The sequence below is a fragment of the Pseudoflavonifractor intestinihominis genome (genome assembly GCF_040096055.1).
Lineage (GTDB): Bacteria > Bacillota > Clostridia > Oscillospirales > Oscillospiraceae > Pseudoflavonifractor > Pseudoflavonifractor intestinihominis.
The window spans coordinates 21,141-39,502 of the sequence record NZ_JBBMFK010000007.1 but is presented as its reverse complement, the minus strand read 5'-3'; the positions used below and the strand labels follow the sequence as shown (position 1 = coordinate 39,502).

At 66.0% G+C, this 18,362-nt stretch carries 20 protein-coding genes; 4 read left to right on the top strand and 16 right to left on the bottom strand.

Annotation, left to right across the window (positions count from 1 at the left end):
* Nucleotides 1-26: 26 nt before the first annotated feature.
* Nucleotides 27-1,355 carry an ATP-binding protein gene (locus WMO64_RS05760; RefSeq protein WP_294519449.1) on the bottom strand — a complete coding sequence of 443 codons (1,329 nt, stop codon included), beginning with the start codon at nucleotides 1,353-1,355 and terminating at the stop codon, nucleotides 27-29.
* Nucleotides 1,356-1,357: 2 nt separating this feature from the next.
* Complete coding sequence (locus WMO64_RS05755; RefSeq protein WP_349231324.1) at nucleotides 1,358-2,065, bottom strand: LytR/AlgR family response regulator transcription factor; 708 nt, start codon at nucleotides 2,063-2,065, stop codon at nucleotides 1,358-1,360.
* A 189-nt stretch (nucleotides 2,066-2,254) separates the two neighbouring features.
* Here WMO64_RS05755 and WMO64_RS05750 point away from each other — a divergent pair, with 189 nt between their 5' ends.
* From WMO64_RS05750 to WMO64_RS05735, 4 genes are read left to right on the top strand one after another with little or no spacing between them, the layout of a single operon-like run.
* Nucleotides 2,255-2,770 (top strand): DUF7004 family protein, encoded by a 516-nt coding sequence (locus WMO64_RS05750; protein WP_349231323.1) that lies wholly within the window; start codon nucleotides 2,255-2,257, stop codon nucleotides 2,768-2,770.
* 11 nt (nucleotides 2,771-2,781) lie between these two features.
* On the top strand, nucleotides 2,782-3,744 hold the full coding sequence (locus WMO64_RS05745) for a nucleoside hydrolase (RefSeq protein WP_349231322.1): 963 nt from the start codon (nucleotides 2,782-2,784) through the stop codon (nucleotides 3,742-3,744).
* Nucleotides 3,741-4,676 carry a nucleoside hydrolase gene (locus WMO64_RS05740; protein WP_349231321.1) on the top strand — a complete coding sequence of 312 codons (936 nt, stop codon included), beginning with the start codon at nucleotides 3,741-3,743 and terminating at the stop codon, nucleotides 4,674-4,676. The genes WMO64_RS05745 and WMO64_RS05740 overlap by 4 nt, the downstream gene beginning before the upstream one ends.
* A gap of 21 nt (nucleotides 4,677-4,697) precedes the next feature.
* Nucleotides 4,698-5,768 (top strand): M24 family metallopeptidase, encoded by a 1,071-nt coding sequence (locus WMO64_RS05735; RefSeq protein WP_349231320.1) that lies wholly within the window; start codon nucleotides 4,698-4,700, stop codon nucleotides 5,766-5,768.
* A gap of 34 nt (nucleotides 5,769-5,802) precedes the next feature.
* Here WMO64_RS05735 and WMO64_RS05730 read toward each other — a convergent pair whose 3' ends face one another.
* From WMO64_RS05730 to WMO64_RS05665, 14 genes are all read right to left on the bottom strand, one after another.
* Nucleotides 5,803-6,234, bottom strand: coding sequence for a cupin domain-containing protein (locus WMO64_RS05730; RefSeq protein WP_349231319.1), 432 nt, complete (start codon nucleotides 6,232-6,234; stop codon nucleotides 5,803-5,805).
* Nucleotides 6,227-7,312, bottom strand: a complete 1,086-nt coding sequence (gene eutH / locus WMO64_RS05725; protein WP_349231383.1) for an ethanolamine utilization protein EutH — start codon at nucleotides 7,310-7,312, stop codon at nucleotides 6,227-6,229. Before eutH ends, WMO64_RS05730 begins: the two co-directional genes overlap by 8 nt.
* 30 nt (nucleotides 7,313-7,342) lie before the next feature.
* The gene (locus WMO64_RS05720; RefSeq protein WP_294519464.1) at nucleotides 7,343-7,576 is read right to left on the bottom strand and encodes a EutN/CcmL family microcompartment protein; all 234 of its coding nucleotides are present in this window, start codon (nucleotides 7,574-7,576) and stop codon (nucleotides 7,343-7,345) included.
* Nucleotides 7,551-7,841, bottom strand: coding sequence for a hypothetical protein (locus WMO64_RS05715; RefSeq protein ID WP_349231318.1), 291 nt, complete (start codon nucleotides 7,839-7,841; stop codon nucleotides 7,551-7,553). Before WMO64_RS05715 ends, WMO64_RS05720 begins: the two co-directional genes overlap by 26 nt.
* Entirely contained in the window at nucleotides 7,838-8,467 is a 630-nt protein-coding gene (gene pduL / locus WMO64_RS05710) for a phosphate propanoyltransferase (RefSeq protein ID WP_349231317.1), read from the bottom strand. The genes WMO64_RS05715 and pduL overlap by 4 nt, the downstream gene beginning before the upstream one ends.
* Entirely contained in the window at nucleotides 8,468-9,196 is a 729-nt protein-coding gene (locus tag WMO64_RS05705; RefSeq protein WP_349231316.1) for a cobalamin adenosyltransferase family protein, read from the bottom strand.
* Between the two features lie 3 nt (nucleotides 9,197-9,199).
* Nucleotides 9,200-9,499, bottom strand: coding sequence for an ethanolamine utilization microcompartment protein EutM (gene eutM, locus WMO64_RS05700; protein ID WP_148319385.1), 300 nt, complete (start codon nucleotides 9,497-9,499; stop codon nucleotides 9,200-9,202).
* A gap of 392 nt (nucleotides 9,500-9,891) precedes the next feature.
* The gene (locus WMO64_RS05695) at nucleotides 9,892-11,361 is read right to left on the bottom strand and encodes an acetaldehyde dehydrogenase (acetylating) (RefSeq protein WP_349231315.1); all 1,470 of its coding nucleotides are present in this window, start codon (nucleotides 11,359-11,361) and stop codon (nucleotides 9,892-9,894) included.
* Between the two features lie 10 nt (nucleotides 11,362-11,371).
* Nucleotides 11,372-12,025: an ethanolamine utilization microcompartment protein EutL gene (gene eutL / locus WMO64_RS05690; RefSeq protein ID WP_294519475.1), complete on the bottom strand. Its 654-nt coding sequence runs from the start codon at nucleotides 12,023-12,025 to the stop codon at nucleotides 11,372-11,374.
* A gap of 12 nt (nucleotides 12,026-12,037) precedes the next feature.
* A complete protein-coding gene (gene eutC / locus WMO64_RS05685) occupies nucleotides 12,038-12,949 on the bottom strand; it encodes an ethanolamine ammonia-lyase subunit EutC (RefSeq protein WP_349231314.1) in 912 nt (303 codons plus the stop codon).
* Nucleotides 12,950-13,073: 124 nt separating this feature from the next.
* On the bottom strand, nucleotides 13,074-14,438 hold the full coding sequence (locus WMO64_RS05680; RefSeq protein WP_349231313.1) for an ethanolamine ammonia-lyase subunit EutB: 1,365 nt from the start codon (nucleotides 14,436-14,438) through the stop codon (nucleotides 13,074-13,076).
* Nucleotides 14,439-14,451: 13 nt separating this feature from the next.
* Complete coding sequence (locus WMO64_RS05675; protein WP_349231312.1) at nucleotides 14,452-15,909, bottom strand: ethanolamine ammonia-lyase reactivating factor EutA; 1,458 nt, start codon at nucleotides 15,907-15,909, stop codon at nucleotides 14,452-14,454.
* On the bottom strand, nucleotides 15,910-16,989 hold the full coding sequence (locus WMO64_RS05670) for a 1-propanol dehydrogenase PduQ (RefSeq protein ID WP_294519487.1): 1,080 nt from the start codon (nucleotides 16,987-16,989) through the stop codon (nucleotides 15,910-15,912).
* A 143-nt stretch (nucleotides 16,990-17,132) separates the two neighbouring features.
* A complete protein-coding gene (locus WMO64_RS05665) occupies nucleotides 17,133-18,164 on the bottom strand; it encodes an Ig-like domain-containing protein (RefSeq protein WP_294519490.1) in 1,032 nt (343 codons plus the stop codon).
* Nucleotides 18,165-18,362: the final 198 nt, after the last annotated feature.

Genomic DNA, 18,362 nt, shown 5'->3' with positions numbered 1-18,362 from the left:
TTTTTGCAGCATATTCCTGTTCTCGGCTACTCCAGGGGGAAGAGCAGCCTCAGGTTGAACACCTGATTTTCCACCGAGATATCCATCTCGCCGCCGTACTTCTGGGCGATCATGCGGATGCTCTTCATGCCGAAGCCGTGGTACTGCTTGTCCGCCTTGGTGGTGACGGGCAGGCCGCCGGAGAACTGGGGCGTCTGGGGGCAGTAGTTGTAGAACTGGAGGGACACGAACATGCCCTTGCGCTTGGCGATGATGCCCACCACCCGCTTCTCCTCGTCCTCCACCTGGGAGAGAGCCTCCACCGCGTTGTCGATGGCGTTGCCGAAGAGGGAGTAGATGTCCTGCTCGGCCATGAAGGACATCTCCCCGCCGTCCACAATGCAGGTGAGCTTGATGTGGTTCTTGTTGCACATGAGGCTCTTCTCGGTGAGAATGACGTCGATGGTCTTGTTGCCCGTCTCCACCGCGGAGTCGTAGATGGAGATCACGTCCTCCATCTCCCGGATGGACGCCTCGTCCAGGGAGCTGCTCCGGCCGATCTGGCGGATCTGGTGGCGCAGGTCGTGGCACTTGACGTTGATGAAGTCCAGGTTCTCCTTGAACATGTCGTACTGCTTTTTCTCCTGCTCGTAGAGGCTGTTGACCGTGTCCAGCTCCCGCTCCAGCTGCCGCTTGGACAGCAGGGAGAACTGGACGTACAGGGCCAGGAGGCAGCAGAGGATATTGTAGATGGAGGCCACGCTCACGTAGAAGGAGTTGTTGTTCTCGTAGCTGTAATAGGTGACCACCGCGCTGATGACCACGTCCACCAGCACCACCAGGGCCACCAGCACCAGCATGGAGGTGCTGCGGATGCGCAGGTCCTCGTTTTTCCGGATCATGGAGCCGAAGGTGATGGTCATGAGCCAGTAGACGATGCAGTAGGCGTCCACGTACACCAGGGTGAGGAACAGCCCGGACAGCCGGGCAGCGCTCTCGCCGTACACCTCCACAGGCAGCCCGGCGTTGAGGCCGGTGACCACCACAATGAAGTTGTACAGCTCAAAGGCGATATGCTGCACCGTGTATGCCGCCACGGCACAGAAGAACACGTGGAGGAAGGGCTCCCGGAAGCACAGCATCAGCGCCCCCACCGACACGGCGAACAGGGCGAAGAAGAGCACCGAGCTGTACAGGGCGTTGTACCCGAAGATGGGCGCGGCCACCGAGGCGGCCATACACAGCAGGGCCGCCAGGGCAAAGCGGACGGGGTAGTGGTCCTTTTTCTTCAGGCGGAAGGTGAAGAGAAATTCGGCCGCCAGAATCTCGGCCATAAAGACCGACTTGTACCAGAACAGCTGGGTCACTTCATACATGGCTATTCAATGCTCCCGATGTACTCATTGAGCGCGCTGAGGAAGGGCTTCCGCCTGGCGTGGCTGATGGCCAGCCAGTCCTCCCCCACCAGCACGCTGAAGTCCTTCACCTGCCGGACATAGCGCAGATTCACCAGGTAGCAGCTGTTGCACTTGGCAAAGGTCTTCTCCGGCAGAAGGGGCTCGATCTTCTTCAGAGAGCCGTATCCGGTGTAGTTGCGCTCCCTGGTATGGTAGGTCACCTGGTGCTGCATGACCTCGATGTAGGTCACCTCCGAGCACTTCAGGCACACCACACCGTTCTCCGTGGGCACCACCAGCTCCCGCTCCTGGCGGCTCTCCAGCCGCTTGACCGCCCGGTCCAGCTTGATGGAAAAGGGAAAATAGGTCACCGGCTTGACGATGAAGTCCAGGGCGTCCACCTCGTAGCCCTTCACGGCAAAGTTGGCCATGTTGGTCACAAAGATCAGGATCACGCTTCTGTCCATCTCCCGCAGGCGGCGGGCGGCCTCCATGCCGTCCAGGCCGGGCAGCTCGATGTCCATGAAAACCAGGTCGAAGCTGGCCTTGTAGCCGGTGAGAAAGTCCAGCGCATCGTTGAAAATAACGCTGTTGCAGACGAGCCCCTGCTCCTGGGCGTAGCGGTCCAGATAGGACACCAGCAGCCCCGCGGCCTGCGGGTCGTCCTCCACGATGGCAATGTTCAGCATCCCCGTTCCCCCATTTCCTCGTTTTTCTCCCGCCATGCCTGGGCACAGCCTCTTACCGGGCTATTATTCTATCACGCCCGCTTCTCACAGCGCAAGCCTTTTTCCCCTTCTCTCCTCCCCCTGGGAGAAAGGCCTTGCTACACCCGCCCCCACTTTGCTATACTTACCTCACAGAGAGGAGGGCGCTCTATGGCCTTTGAGATTGTGAAATCCTTTCCCGGCGGCACCAGCATCGGCTTCACCGAGGACAGGGACGGACGCTGGTGCGTCCAGGAGCGGGTTTTTCTCTGGACCCGGCGGCCCACCAGCGGAAGCTGCCTTGTCCGGCTCTCGGAGCTGGCCCAGCGGTACGGCCGGGACAAGGTCATGGCGGACTTTGTCACTGTGTACGGCGCGGTGGGCGCCAAGCCCGCCCGCGGGGATCTGCTCCCCAATGACGCCGTGCTGGAGCTCATCGCCCGCCTCTCCTCCGCCTACACCGCCGCTCCCGGGGACAGCGTGCGGGCGGACAGGCTCTTCACCACCCTCTACCTGATCATGATCGCCCGGGAGAACAGGGCCGGAGACGCCCTGGGCAAGCGCGCGGAGCGGCTGGGGGCCCATCTGGTGCTGGAGGAGGGGCGCACGCCGGAGGAGGCGGCCGCCTTTTCCGCCGGAAAGACGCCCCAGGCCCTCAGCGCCCTGTGCCAGTCCTACGGCTTTTAAGGAGGAACATCATGTCAATCCACTGGAATCTTCCCGCCCGGATCCCCGTCCTGCTGGACGGCGACCCGGGCCATGACGACGCCATGGCCTGGATGCTGGCCAAGGCCTCGCCCGCCCTGGACATCAGAGGTATCACCTCCGTCTGCGGCAACCAGACCATCGAAAAGACCACCTACAATGCCCTGCGGGTCATGACGCTGCTGGGCATCCACGCGCCCATGGCCAAGGGCCGCCCCGGCCCGCTGGTGGCCGAGCCCATGGCGGCCCCCAGCGTCCACGGGGAGTCGGGGCTGGACGGCCCCGCCCTGCCCGAGCCTGATCGGGAGCCGCTGTCCTGCTCCGCCGCCGAGCTGATGGCAAAGGTTCTGGCAGAGAGCAAGGAGCCGGTGTACCTGGTGCCCACTGGGCCCCTGACCAATGTGGCCTCCCTGCTCCTGTCCCACCCGGAGCTGAAGGAGAAGATCGGCGGCATCTCCCTCATGGGCGGCGGCATCTCCCACGGCAACTGGACCCCTGCCGCCGAGTTCAACATTCTGGTGGACCCGGAGGCCGCCGACATCGTGTTCCGCTCCGGGGTACCCATCACCATGGCCGGGCTGGACGTGACGGAAAAGGCCCTCATCTTCCCCGAGGACTTTGAACGGGTGCGCTCCGTGGGCAACCCGGTGGCCCTGATCGTGGCGGAGTGGCTGGCGTTCTTCTACCGCTTCCACCGGGAGAAGGGCTACGCCGGCGCCCCCGTCCACGACGCGGTGGCCGTGGCCGCTCTGGTGGCCCCGGAGCTGTTCACCGTGGAGGAGATGCACGTGGACATCGAGGTGGCCGGGGACTACACCCGGGGCGCCACCGTGGGCGACCGGTACCACATCACCGCCGCCGCCCCCAACGCCCGGGTCATCACAGGCGTGGACCGGGACGGCTTTGCCGACCTGCTGGTGGCGGCTGTGAAAACCTATGGGGAGGGACAGGCATGAACAGGAAACCCGTTATCATCGACTGCGACCCGGGCATTGACGACGCCATGGCCCTGCTGGCCGCCTTCCGGGCCCCTGAGCTGGACATCCGGGCCATTACCCCCGTTGCAGGCAACGTGCCTCTGCACTATACCGCCCCCAACACGCTGAAGATCCTGGCGCTGGGCGGACGGGAGGAGATCCCGGTGTACCCCGGCGCGGACCGCCCCCTCACCGGCCAGGTCCGGGAGGCCAGCGAGGTCCACGGCGCCGACGGCCTCATGGGCTGGCCCATGCCCGAGCCCAGGGCCGTGCTCCGGGAGGAGAAGGCCTGGGATGCCATCTACCGGGAGGCCCGGGCGCTGGAAGGCCGGCTGGAGATCGTGGCCACCGGTCCCCTGACCAACCTGGCCATCGCCCTGGCCAAGTACCCCGACCTGCCCCAATATGTCAAAAAGCTGACCGTCATGGGGGGCGGCGCCTGCTTCGGCAACGCCACGCCCGCCGCTGAGTTCAATATCTACGCCGACCCGGAGGCCGCTGAGATGGTATTCCGCGCGGGAATCCCCATTGCCCTGTGCGGCCTGGACGTGTGCCACCGTGCCCACCTGACGGAGGCGGAAGTGGCCCAGCTGGAATCCTTCGGTACGGTGCAGGCCGCCTTCTGCGCCGCGCTCAGCCGTCAGGAGCTGTCCTGGGCCGTGCCCTACGGCACCCCCGGCGCACCCATGCACGACCCCTGCGCCATGCTGTGCGCCATTGACCCCACCCTGTTCCACTCTGTCCACTGCTGGGTGGGCGTGGAGCGGGCCGGTACTTACACCCGGGGCAAGACCGTCACCGACGCCTTCAGCGACGCCAAGCGCACCCCCAACACCGATCTGGTGCTGGACGTGGACCGGCCCAGGTTTGTCCGGCGGCTGCTGGACCTGTTGAGCGAATACGGAAGATAATCAAAAAAAGGAAGGATCTCTGTGAATACCGCGCGGATTGATCGTGTATTGGAAAACATGGAGCGGGCGGGGCTGGAGCAGATCATCGTCACCTCCACCGCCTCGGTCTACTATCTCACCGGCTACTGGGTGGAGCCCATGGAGCGGATGCTGGCCCTCTATCTCCGCCGTGGCGCGGCCCCCGTGCTCTTCGGCAACGAGCTCTTCGCCCTCCAGCCCCAGGAGGGGCTGGAGTTGGTGCTCCACACCGACAGCGACGACCCCACTGCCCAGCTGTGCGCCGCTCTGGCCCCCGGCGCCCTGGGTGTGGACAAGTTCTGGCCCAGCAAGTTTCTCATGTCCCTGCTCACCGCCCGGCCCGACGTGCGCCCCGTGCCCGGCTCCGCGCCGGTGGACGACGCCCGCACCTGCAAGGACGCCGACGAGATCGCCGCCCTCCGCGCCGCCTCCCGCATCAACGACCAGGTGGTCACCGCCGCCATCGCCGCCCTGAAGGAGGGCGTGCGGGAGGACGAGATGGCCGCCCTGGTGGAGCAGCTGTTCCGGGACCACGGCGGCGAGCGGTCCTCTGAGGGGCAGCTGGTCTGCTTCGGCCCCAACGGCGCCGACCCCCACCACGGCCCCAACGGTACCCGCCTGAAGGCGGGCGACTCGGTGGTGCTGGACCTGTTCAACCCCATCGGCCGCTACTGGTGCGACATGACCCGTACGGTGTTTTTCCGCTCTGTCAGCGACGAGGGCCGCCGGGTCTATGAGACGGTCAGGGCCGCCAACGCCGCCGCCGAGGCCATGATCCGCCCCGGCGTGCTGCTGTGCGACGTGGACCGTGCCGCCCGCTCGGTCATTGAAGACGCGGGATACGGCCCCTACTTCACCCACCGGTTGGGCCACGGCTGCGGCCTGGAGTGCCATGAACCCCCAGACAACAGCCCGGTGAGCATGGCGCCCCTCCGGCCCGGCATGGTGTTCTCGGTGGAGCCGGGCATCTACCTGCCCGGGAAACTGGGGGTGCGCATCGAGGACCTGGTGCTGGTCACCGAAGACGGCTGCGAGGTGCTCAACCACGCCGGGAAAGAACTGCAAATCGTGTGAAAAAGAGGTGGAGAGCGCTGCTCTCCACCTCTTTTTATGTGTTCTGGTTCTGCCAGTCCGCCGGATAGACGAAATAGAGGAACCGGGCGTGCCCCGTCACAGAAAAACGGATGGCGCTGCCCCTGGGGATATAGATGACCTCCCCCGGCCCGGCGGACACGGTGCCCCGGTCGGTCCGGATGTCCAGCCGCCCCTCAATCACATAGTCCATCTCGTCGTAGTTCAGGGTCCAGGGAAAGGTGGTGTCGGTCATCTCCATGATGCCCGCACCCAGCCGGGGGCTTTCGTCAAGCGTGAACAGGTCCCGGGTGTATACCCTGTCCCCTGCCCGGCCGGTGTCCATCCGGTGCTCCTCCGTCACCCGCAGCTGGGGCACGGGAACTTTTTTTACCGTCTCCCCCGATGCCTCTCCCAGCTTTTCCAGCAGCACCTGGCGTACCAGGGCCTCCAGCGCCTGTTTATCCACGGTTTGCCTCCTTTCTGGTCAGCACCATGGCCACCGCCACGGCGGACACGCCGCCCACCAGCTTGCCCACAATCATGGGGAAGATCATGGACGAGTCAAAGCCGGCGGTAAAGCCCAGGTGGTCGCCGAACACAAAGGCGGCGGACACGGCAAAGGCCACGTTGATGACCTTGCCCCGGTGGTCCATGTCCTTCAGCATACCGAACATGGGGATGTTGTTGGCCAGAGTGGCCACCAGACCGGCGGCGGCCATGTCGTTCATGCCCAGCAGGTGACCCAGCTTCATCAGGGGCTTGCGGAACACCCTGATGATGACGTACACCAGCGGGAAGGCACCGGCCAGCACCACGGCGATGTCACCCACCACGGTAAAGCCCTCCTCGATGGGGGTGAGGCCGGGCAGGATGGTGATGGGGGTCAATTTCTGGACGATGGCAATGGCCAGGCCCACGGTGATGAGGATGACCACTGCCCGGCCGAACACCTGAAAGCCCTTCACCATGCCGCCCGGGATCTTCCACAGGCCGATGGCGATGAGCACGGCGATGAGGACGATAGGGATCAGGTTGCGCAGCACCATGTCGATGTTAAACCCGGCGGCCAGGCCCCCCACCAGGGCGCCCAGGGGGATGGTGACCACCCCCGCCAGCACGCCGGAGGCCAGGGCGGGCCGGTCCTCCTTCTGGATGATGCCCAGGCCCACAGGGATGGTGAACACGATGGTGGGCCCCAGCATGGCGCCCACGATGAGCCCGCCGAACTGCCCCGCCTCCTCAGTGAGGGCCAGCTCTTTGGCCAGGGGCGCGCCGCCCATGTCGTTGGCCAGAATGGTGCCCACGAACATGGCCGGGTCGGCCCCCAGGAACTGGTACACCGGCACCACCACCGGCCGCAGCACGTCGGCCAGCACCGGCGCCAGGCAGATGATGCCGATCATGGACAGCGCCAGGGCGCCCATATTCAGAATGCCCTCTTCAAATTTCTCCCCCAGGCCGAAGCGGTTGCCCAGAATCCGGTCCACCGCGCCCAGGACCATGAAGAGGACCATTAGATAGATGATGATCTCGTTGATGGACAAATTCATTGCCCCTTTCCTGTTCTCTCAGGGCTAGGTCTGGTCCACGATGCCCACCACGGCGGCGTCCACCGGGGCGTCCTTCCCGGCGGCCACACGGGCTGCGCCGCCGGTGGCCACCAGCACCCGCTCCCCCTCCCCCGCGCCCACGCAGTCGGCGCAGATGAGGAGCTGTTCCCCCACCCGGACGGTGAGGAAAGACTTGCCCAGCAGACCGGGGGACTTCTTGGTGGACCAGATGTTACCCTCTACCGTACCCAGCAGCATGGCCGCCCCCTCCTCTCCGGATACCCAGCTCCCGCAGCTCCCGCTCCATGGCGGTGAAACGGATATAGATCCCCCGCTCGGCGGTGCGGGCGTATTGCTTGTACTCCAGGGCCCCGTCGGCCAGGTAGACCCGCCGCCCCTCCAACAGGGCCAGCAGGACGGTCCGCTCCTCCTCCGTCAAGGCCACGCCCAGGGAGAGCAGTGCCATCTGCTCGATGGGGAGATGGGTGATGATCAGGTCTCCGCCCCGCTCCTCCAGCGTCACAGGCCCTCTCCCCCTGTCACGGGGATGGCCCGGTCTCCCTTGCGGAAGCCGCAGGCGTTGGCCTCGTCGTAGTCCAGGTGGACGGCAGTGGAGAATTTGGGGGAAATGCGCACCTCCACCGCTTCAAAGGTGACGGGCCGGCTGGTGAGGGTGCGGAGCCGGATGTCCTGCTTGTCGGACAGACCCCACCGCGCCGCATCCTGGGGCGTCATGTGGATGTGCCGCTTGGCGGCGATGACCCCCTGCTTCAGGGTGATCTCCCCCGCCGGTCCCCGGAGGATAATGCCCGGCGTACCGGCTGTGTCCCCTGAGATGCGCACCGGCGGCGCAATGCCCAGAGATACCCCGTCGGTGAGGGAGATCTCTACCTGGCTCTCGGGCCGCTCGGGGCCCAGCACCACCACGTTGCTCAGCTGGCCCTTGGGCCCCACCAGCGTCACCCGCTCGCTACAGACGAACTGTCCCGGCTGGGACAGTTCCCGCACCTTTTCCAGCCGGTGGCCCGGTCCGAACAGGGCCTCCACATGGGCCCGGCACAGGTGGACATGCCGCCCGCTGGCCTCCAAAGGCACGGTCAGCCGCTCCACCACCGCCTCCGCCAGCCGTTCCAGCGCTGTGTGTTCCATTTACTTCACCTCCCGGGGGTACTTCCCCGCCTTGAGCTTGATCATCATGATCCACATCAGGGAGGACAGGCGGTTGAGCCCCAGGATGATGTCCGGCCGCTCCACGCCGCCGGCGTCCCGGAAAGCGGCATAGGCCGCCAGCTCGGTGCGCCGAACCACGGTGCGCACCTTGTTCACCGCCAGGATGGCGGGGGAGTCGGTGTAGTGGGGCATGAAGTGGGGCTGGCCCAGGTATCTGTCCGGGTAGTGGGAGTACTCCCGCAGCTCATCCGGGCCGTACCCGCACAGTCTGATCTCCCCCACCGGCTCGTCCAGCACGTCGAAGCGGATGAACCGCCGCACAAAGGCCAGCACCTCCTCCAGCTCCTGTGCCAGGGCGGGATAGCCCGCCCCGGCGCAGGTCTGCTGGGCCAGGAGAATCTCCGCCTCCAGGCTGTCGATGCAGCCCCGGAAGGCGATGCGGGGGTGGTCCTTGTCCACCAGAATATTGCCCTTCAGGTGGGTCATGTGCTCCGGCTTCTCGGCCAGCACTGCCCCGGACAGAGTGCGGTACTTGGGGCGCTGCCCCGCCTCCCCGGAATTGCCCTGGGGGTAGACCACCTCCACCCCCTTCTCTCTCAGCCAGTCCCGGGCGGCGGGGGTGAGGACCTCCCCCGCCCGCACCACCACCGGGCCCCGTGCGCCTCCGTTCGACATCCGGCGCACGTCCTCCTCGGTCAGCAGCGCCATGGCTTACTGCCCGTCGTACTCGCCCTTGCCGTGGGGCAGGACGGAGTCCACCTCGGCGTGGGGGCGGGGGATGACGTGGACGCTCACCAGCTCGCCCACCTTCTCCGCCGCAGCGGCGCCCGCGTCGGTGGCCGCCTTGACGGCCCCCACGTCTCCCCGGACCATCACGGTCACCAGGCCGCCGCCCACCTGCTCCTTGCCCACCAGCTGGACGTTGGCCGCCTTTACCATGGCGTCCGCCGCCTCAATGGCGGCCACCAGGCCCCGGGTCTCCACCATACCAAGTGCATTCGTATTTGCCATTTTCCTGTCTCCTTTTCCGTTTTGCGCCCCGCTCCGGGGACGTTCTGTATGATTCCCACTCTGGGGCACGCTCTGCCCCTCAGGTGTTTTTTCCACATCCGGCCGGCCCATGGTGGAAACAGCCGCCTTCCTGCTCTCGGGCCGGGCGGCACTCTCCCGCTTTGCGCGGGCCTTTTTTTCCACTTTTTCCTCCGCTGCTCTCACCGGCATGTGGGGCGCGCCGCCCACCGTTCCGGCCGGTTCGCCGTTGAGGGCGGTCACCGGGTGCTCCATGGACTCCTCCCCCTCCACCCCGGCGGGCTTGGCCGCCATCAGGCTGTTGGTCAGGTTCTGCACCTCCTGCAAAAGGTGCTCCTGGGGGTTGAGCAGCACGCCGTCGGCGTTGACCTCGCTCATACGTTCAGCCTCCTCATGATCAGGCGTACCAGCTCGTCCATGGCGGCGGCGTCAACCGCCCCCCGGGTTCCCGCGTCCGCCCGGCAGGCCTGGCCGCCCCGGAGGTCCTCCAGCTCTTTGACGCCCCAGGCCACCCGCTTGATGTTGATGAGGTCCAGGGGGCCGATGTTGTTGGAGCTGGAAGAGCCGCCCACCGCGCCGCAGCCCAGGGTGAGGGCGGGGAACAGGCAGGTGCTGGCGCCGATGCCGCCCAGGGAGGAGGGCGTGTTCACCAGCACCCGGCTGGCGGGCACGGCGGCGGCGAACTTCTTCACCACGTTCTCGTCCTCGGCGTGGATGGAGAAGGTGTGGCCCGCGCCCTCCCACTCCAGAATCTCCACGCACCGGCGGAGGGCGGCCTCCTCGTCGGGTTCCACATAGAGGGCCAGAATCAGCCCCAGCTTCTCATTGGAGTAGGGGTAGCCGGGGCCCACGCCGGTCTCCCGGGCCACCAGCACCCGGGTGCCCACCGGAATGCCGGACAGCCCGGCCAGTGCGGCCACCTGCTCCACACTCTTGCCCACAATGGCCGGGTTCATGGTGCCGTTGGGCCGGAGGATGCACTTGGACAGGGCCTTGTGCTGCCCGTCGCTGAGGATGCAGGCCCCCTGCCGCGTCAGCTCCGCCGTCACTGCGGGTTCTATCTCCCGGGTGACCACGATGCTCTGCTCGCTGGCGCAGATGGTGCCGTTGTCAAAGGTCTTGGAGTCCAGAATCCGCTTCACCGCCATGGGCACGTCTGCGGTGCGGTGGATATAGGCCGGGCCGTTGCCCGCGCCCACGCCGATGGCCGGGGTGCCCGAGGAGTAGGCCGCCTTGACCATGGCCCCGCCGCCGGTGGCCAGGATGAGCCGGGTGTCCCGGTGCTTCATCAGGGCGCTGGTGGCCTCCATGGTGGGGGCGGAGATGCAGGAGATGCTCCCTGCGGGCGCCCCCGCCCCCTCCGCCGCCCGGCGGACCACCGCCACCGTCTCCCGGATACAGTTGAGGGCGCTGGGGTGGGGGGAGAAGATGATGGGGCTGCCCGCCTTGAGGCAGATCATGGCCTTGTAGATGACGGTGGAGGTGGGGTTGGTGGAGGGCACCAGCCCGGCCACGATGCCCACGGGCACGCCGATGTCGATGATGCGCTTCTCCCGGTCCTCGGCCAGGATACCGATGGTGCGCTCGTTTTTGATGGCCTCGTAGAGGGTGAGGGCGGCGAAGCGGTTTTTCAGCTCCTTGTCCTCCTTCCTGCCGAAGCCGGTCTCCTCCACCGCCATGGCGGCCAGCCGCCCGGCGTGTTCCGCGCCCGCCGCCGAGATGGCGGCCACAATCTTGTCGATCTGGGCCTGGTCCATCCGGGCCAGTGCCCGCTGGGCCTCTTTGGCCGTCTTAATCAGGTCCCGGACCTCCTGGACCGACTGTAAATCCTTATCCAGCTGCATGGAATCCCTCCTATATTTCCCGGGGTCTGGCCGCTACCGCCTTTACCGCCTCAGCAAAGGCGGCGCAGGCGGCGTTGCAGGCGCTCTGGGTGCCGGTGAGCAGGCCGCCGCCGAAGTTGGTCTCGCTGGGCGGCGCATAGAAGGCCGTCAGCTCCACGTCCGCCGCCTTCAGCGCCTCGTCCAGCCCCACCACCGCCTCCAGAGGCGGGGCGATGAGATAGGCCAGTGCCTCCCCCTCGGCCACCCCAGCCGTCTGGGACAGATAGGTGCCCGTGCGGGAGACAGTGTGGGCAAAATACACCACCGAGCCGTCCTCGTTGGCGGAGCGGAAGCCGCCGGCCTCCTGGAGGAAGGCTACCGCCGCCCGCAGGCCGCTCTGGACCTCCGCCGGGTTGGGCCCGGCCAGGATGCCGATGACCTCTCCGGCCAGCTTGGTGGAGGCGTTGGCCGCCCCCGCGTACAGGCTCCGGCCGTATACCACCTCCACGGCGGCGGCCTTGGTGGCCTCGTCCAGGGCGCAGTAGGTCATGTCGTCGCAGTCGGTGGTAAGAATGCCGATGGAGCGGTGGCCGTCGGGCAGGGCCAGCTGCCTGGCCAGCCCCTCGCTGACGTTGGCGATGGTGTGGGTGGCCAGTACCTTGACCGGAATCAGTTCATCAATCATGGTTTCGCCCCCTTACAGCTTCAGATCAATGCCGGAGGCTTTCTTCTCCAGCATGGTGTGAATCAATTCGGCAATATGAGCTCCTGCTTCTACCGCAGTCGTTCCCTGGCGGTGGATGTTGGAGACCACGGTGCGCTTGGACTCGGGGATGCCGATGTGGGGCTGGTAGGTGAGATAGGCGGACATGGACTCGGCGGTCACCAGTCCGGGCCTCTCCCCCACCAGCATGCACACCACCTCCGCGCCGGTCAGGTCGCCGATGTGGTCGGAGGCGCCCACCCGGCAGAACTTGACGAACAGAGCCGGGCCAACCTCCAACCCGTAGGCCTTCAGGCCACCCCGGATGGCCTCCAGGCAGTCCAGGGCGTTGGCCTCGATAGCGGCGGAGCTGAGGCCGTCCCCCACCACCAGGGCTACCCTGGGCTTCTGTCCCAGGGTCTGGCGGATGATGGCCTGGTTGGCCTCGTCAAACCGGCGGCCCTTGTCGGGCCGGGTCAAATACTCGTCCTTATCCTTGCACAGGGTCTGCACCGGCACAAAGCCGCCCTTCTTTACAAATGCCTCGTCCACCATGGAGAAGCAGGAGTCCTGGGCCGCCGCGTGGTCGGCCCGGAAGCGGAGCATGGTGGCGGTCTTGTACCGGGCGCCCGCCCGGCCCAGGCCGATGCGTGCGGGGGTCTTCTGCTTCAGGTCCAGAAATGCCCTCCCGTTTCTGGGGTTGTCCACCAGATACTGCCGCCGCAGGTCGGTCTGGGTGATGTCCGGGATGGCTGCGGCAGGGTCAATGTTCCTGGCCGCCGGACGGGTCACCCCCTGGGGCTCCATGGGGTAGTAGTCGCTCCCCTTCACCTGGGGTGTGGGGGCCTGTCCGGCCACCTCGGCGATCATGCGCTCAATGAGGGCGCGCAGTTCCTTATCGTTCATATCGTCCTCACAAACTCCATATTCTTCGCCCCGCCGTAAACGGCAGGGCTCATTCATTCCGTTGTTCGTCCTCCCCCCAATGAACCCACTTTCGCTGGGCTTCGTTGGGGACCCCAGGGCCTCCTTACCCCAGCAGCACGGAGCCGTCCCCGGCCAGCTCGGTCAGTTTTCCGTCCCGCACAAAGCCCATCTTCTCCAGCCAGTCCTGGAAGGGCTTGATGGCGGTCAGGCCGAAGAGCTCCCGCAGGGCGGCGGTCTCGTGGAAGCCGGTGGTCTGGTAGTTGAGCATCACGTCGTCGCCGTGGGGGATGCCCATGAAGTAGTTGCACCCGGCGGCGGTGAGGAGGACCGCCAGGTCCTCGATGTCGTTCTGGTCGGCCTTCATGTGGTTGGTGTAGCAGGCGTCGCAGCCCATGGGCACGCCGGTCAGCTTGCCCATGAAGTGATCCTCCAATCCAGCCCGTATTACTTGCTTGGAATTATACAGATATTCGGGCCCAATGAAGCCCACAACCGTGTTCACCAGGAAGGGCTGGAACCGCTTGGCAAAGCCGTAGCACCGGGCCTCCATCACCACCTGGTCGGCGCCGTGGTGGGCCTCGGAACTGAGCTCGGAGCCCTGGCCGGTCTCAAAGTACATCACGTTGGGGCCGGTGGCGGTGCCCTCCTTGAGGGCCAGCTGCCGGGCCTCCTCGATGAGCTTCCCGTCCAGGCCGAAGGCCTCGTTGCCCTTCTGGCTGCCTGCAATGGACTGGAAGATCAGGTCGCAGGGGGCCCCCTGCCTCACCGCGTCCATCTGGGTGGTCACGTGGGCCAGGACGCAGATCTGGGTGGGGATCTCCCAGCGGGTGCGGATCTCGTGGAAGCGGTCCAGCACCCGCCGCACGCTCTCCACGCTGTCGTCCACCGGGTTCAGGCCCAGCACCGCGTCCCCCGCGCCAAAGGTCAGGCCCTCCAGCAGGGAGGCCATGATGCCGTCGGGGTCGTCGGTGGGGTGGTTGGGCTGGAGGCGGCAGGACAGGGTGCCCGCCTCGCCGATGGTGGTGTTGCAGGTGGCGGTAACCCGCAGCTTTTTGGCCGCGTAGATCAGGTCCAGGTTGCTCATGATCTTGGTCACAGCGGCGATCATCTCGGCGGTCAGGCCCCGGGAGATGCGGCGGATGTCCGCGCCGGTGTGCTTCTCGTCCAGCAGCCACTCCCGCAGCTCGGACACGGTCCAGTTGCGGATCTCACCGTAAATTTTCTCGTTCACGTCGTCCTGGATGATGCGGGTGACCTCGTCCTCCTCATAGGGCACGGCGGGGTTCTCCCGCAGGTCGGACAGCAGCAGGTTGGCCGTCACCACTTTGGCCGCCACCCGCTCCTCGGCGTTCTCGGCGGCAATGCCCGCCAGCCGGTCCCCCGACTTCTCCTCGTTGGCCTTGGCCAGCACGTCCTTCACCGATTGGAATGTATACACATGGCCGTGCAGGCTGGTTTTCAGTATCATAATCTGTTTCCCCCTATTGGCTGATATTTGAAGCTCCCTGGGACTGGAAGGCCAGGGTCTTCACCACCACCGGCAGCACCGCGCCGCCGGCCACCGGCGCGCCGATGTCCAAATAGTCCCCGCTGCCGGCGCTGATGCCGTCCAGGCAGAGGATGGCCCCCTCCGCCCCCAGCAGAGGCCAGAGGGTCTGGCCCAGCACCTTGGCCATGTCCCCCTCCACCGCAATGACGGGGAACATGCCCCGCTCCAGCAGCGGCTCCATGCCGGCCCTGATGCCCCTGGCCAGGTCCTGGATTCTGCCGTAGGCCGGGTTGGGCTCCCCCCGCAGGCTGAGGGCAATCTGGGTCATGCCCCCCTGGTCGGCAAACCAGCCCGCCTTCTCCCGGAGGGCGGCGGCCAGCTTCTCCCCGTCCCGCTCCTCGTCCGCCGTCAGCCGGAGGACGGGCAGGTTTTTCAGCGGGAAAGACACATTGCGGTAGAAGATGGTGGAGCCGGACACCTGGGTGGAGTGGCTGCCCGCTCCCACCACAGTGGCCCGGATGGTCTCGGCGCCCCGGACGATGCCCGCCCGCTGAAAGGAGGGAGATGCGGCGATGGCTCTGCCCAGCAGGACGCCAATGTCCCCATAGGCAAAGGCGTCCCCCGGCGGCGACCAGATACAGTCGGCCACTCCGCCGGAGAAGGACACCCCGTCCACGCTTTTGGGCGGCGTCCAGGCGGTGTCCCGGGTCATGAGGGCCTCCAGCAGGCCGTCCGGCGGTGTCAGCCCCGCCGCCTGCTCCAGGGCCCGGGTCAGGGCGGACACCACCGGTTCCAGGCCGCACTCCTCCGCCCGGTCCCCCAGGCTGGGGATGGGTACGCCGGGCACCGCCGCCCCCAGCCGCTCCAGGGCCGGGGAGACGTAGGTGATGCGTCCGTCCTCGGTCTTGATGAGCCGCCCGCCCACGTCCAGGCAGCCGGTGGCCGTCAGGGTCCCATTTTCGTAGAGGGCCAGGTTGGAGGTGCCTCCGCCGATGTCAAAGTGTAATATTCTTTTGTGATGTTCCTTGGAGTATTCATCTATCCCCGCCCCGCGGGCCGCCAGAATGGATTCCAGGTCCGGTCCGGCGGTGGCCACCACAAAGTCCCCGGCGAAGTCGGACAGGGCGGCAAGCACCTGCTTGGCGTTTTCCTTCCTGGCGGTCTCGCCGGTGATGATGACCGCGCCAGTGGAGATGTCCGCCTGCCGAAAGCCCGATCTGCGGTACTCTTCCGCCACAATGGCCCGCACCCCTTCGGCGTCAATCGCCGTCTCGGAGAGAAGGGGAGTGAAGTGGATGGCGCTGCGGTAGAGCACCTCCTTCTCCCCGATGGCGATGCGGGGCACGGAGAAGGGCCCCGCCCGGTTCTCCAGGGTCAGGCGGGAGATGACCAGCTGGGTCGTAGATGTTCCAATGTCGATGCCCACGGACAGGAGCTGCTCGGGCGCCATCTACATCAGCTCCTTCAGGATGGCTTTCAAATCCTCCCGGGTGACGGGCCGGGGATTGCCCGGGGCGCACACGTCGGCCAGGGCGGCCCGGGCGATGCCGTCCAGGTCGGCCAGCAGGGTCTGGCTCTCCACGCCGCAGTCGGTGAGCTTCTCCGGCATGCCCAGCCCCGCCCGCATCCGCTTGACGCCGCCGATCAGGGCCCTGGGGCTCTTGGCCAGGCCGCACAGCCCGGCAAGCCGGGCGTACTGGTCCGCCGCGTCTTTGTCGGCGCTGTTGAAGGCCATGACGTGGGGCAGGAGCATGGCGTTGAGCCGCCCGTGGGGAATGTGATACCTGCCCCCCAGGGCGTGGGCCAGGGCGTGGCAGATGCCCAGCCCGGCGGCGTTGAAGGAGATGCCCGCCAGGCAGGAGGCCAGCAGCATCTCCCCCTTGGCGCTGCTGTCCCCGGCGTGGGCATGGCTCAGGCTGCGCCAGGCCATGGCAAAGGCCTTCTCTCCCATGGCGTCGCTGAAGGGTGTGGACCGCTTTGCCACACAGCCCTCGGCGGCGTGGGTGAGCACGTCCATGCCCGTGTCCGCCGTCACCGCCGGAGGCACTCCGGCAAGCAGGGATGCGTCCAGCACCGCACAGTCGGGCAGCAGGGCGTCGTCCACCAGGGGGTACTTGATCCCCGCGTCCGCGTCGGTGAGAACGGCGAAGGAGGTGACCTCCGACCCGGTGCCCGCCGTGGTGGGGATACACCACAGCTCCGGGGGCGGATTTCCCCCGGCGAAGTGGCGCATGGCCTTGGCGCAGTCCATGGGGGAGCCGCCGCCGAAGGCCAGCACGGTGTCCGGCCCGAAGGCCCGCAGGGCGTGGACCCCCTGGGCCACCAGTTTGAGGGACGGGTCCGGCTTCACCTGGTCAAATACGCTGATCTCACAGCCCTTCAGCCGCTCCTTTATCTTTTCCAGCAGCCCGGATTTATGGGCGAGAAATTCGTCCGTCACAATGAGCACCCGCCGCCCCGCCAGCTCCTCCAGAGCCGCCAGGGCGTCCGGGCCGAACTTGATCTCCGGCCTGATCGCAAAAAGCTCCATGTTTTCTGCCTGCCTTTTCCTCAGATGGGGTTAGTATGGCGGGATTCTCAAAAAATATAGCCCCGGCGGAAAAATTTCCGCCGGGGCAAAAACAGGAGGCCTCCAGATATCCGGAGGCCTCCTGTCACATTCTTCAATTGTCTTTACCAGGTGCAGCGCACAATGCACTTGAGGGTCTGGCCGTCCACCGTAGCGGTGACCGTGGTGGTGCCCTTGGACACGGCGGTGACCGTGCCGTCGCCGGAGATGGTGGCCACGGAGGAATCGCCGATGCTCCAGGTGGGGGTGGAGCTGGTTCCGCTCACCTTGAGCTGCCACTTGGCCCCGGCCTTGTCCAGGGTAAAGTCGGTGCGGTTGAGGGACAACGTGGTGGTGCTGCTGCCGCCCGAGCCGGTGGAGCCGCCAGAGCTGGCCCCGCTGGTGACCGAGTTGTACACTCTGCAGGTCTGGGTATACCCTCCGGCCATGGTGGCGGTGATGGTGGCGGTGCCGGTCTTGCCGGCCGGGCTCACCTTGCCGTTTTCATCCACAGTGACGATGGAGGGGTCGCTGCTCTCCCAGGTGATGGTGCCGGTGGAGCCGGCGGGAGAGAAGGTGACCTTCAAGGTCACAGGATCGGGGTACTTGTTGCTCAGACTGAACTCGCTCAGGCTGAGGGTGAAGCCGGTGGCGGTCTGTCCCTGGGGGATCTCATCGCCGCCCTCGGGGCTCTGGGAACCGCTGGGCTGGGGCTGGGCGGAGTCGGAGGGCTGGGGCTCGGCGCTGTCGCTGGGGGCGGGTGTGTTGCTGGTCACGGGGTTGGGGTCCGGGTCCACCGCCTGCTCTCCCCTGTGAATAAAGGGCCCGATAATGGTAACCACAATATAGATGGCGGCGGCGATGAGGGCCAGGGAGATGATCCAGCCCACGATCTGGAGGGGCGTGGGGCCGCCGCCGTAGCCGCCGCCCCGGGTATTGGTCTTCAGGCGCTTGCCGCCCTTGTGGCGGGGCTCGTCCTCGTCGTAGACCTCGTCCTCGTACTCCTCATCGTCGTAATCCTCTCTGGATTTGGCGCGGCGGTACTCCTCCTGCTCCTCGCAGAAGGGGCAGCGCTTATAGGTAACGGCGTAATACTCGCCGCAGTTTTCGCAGCGGACTGTCTCGTTTCTCGCCCCTGTGGGCTTCTTGGCGGCCATGTACATCCCTCCGTCATTTTGGTGTCGTAATCACCTCTAATCTTACACGCTGCGGCAGGAATCGTCAACGGTCTAACGCAAATTGTACGTTATTTTTTATATCTTATGTCTACCCATAAAAGGAAAGTCCAGGATTGATTATCCAGTCCCCATCCGATATAATGTCTGTTGAACCATTTAATGAAACAGGAGCTGAGG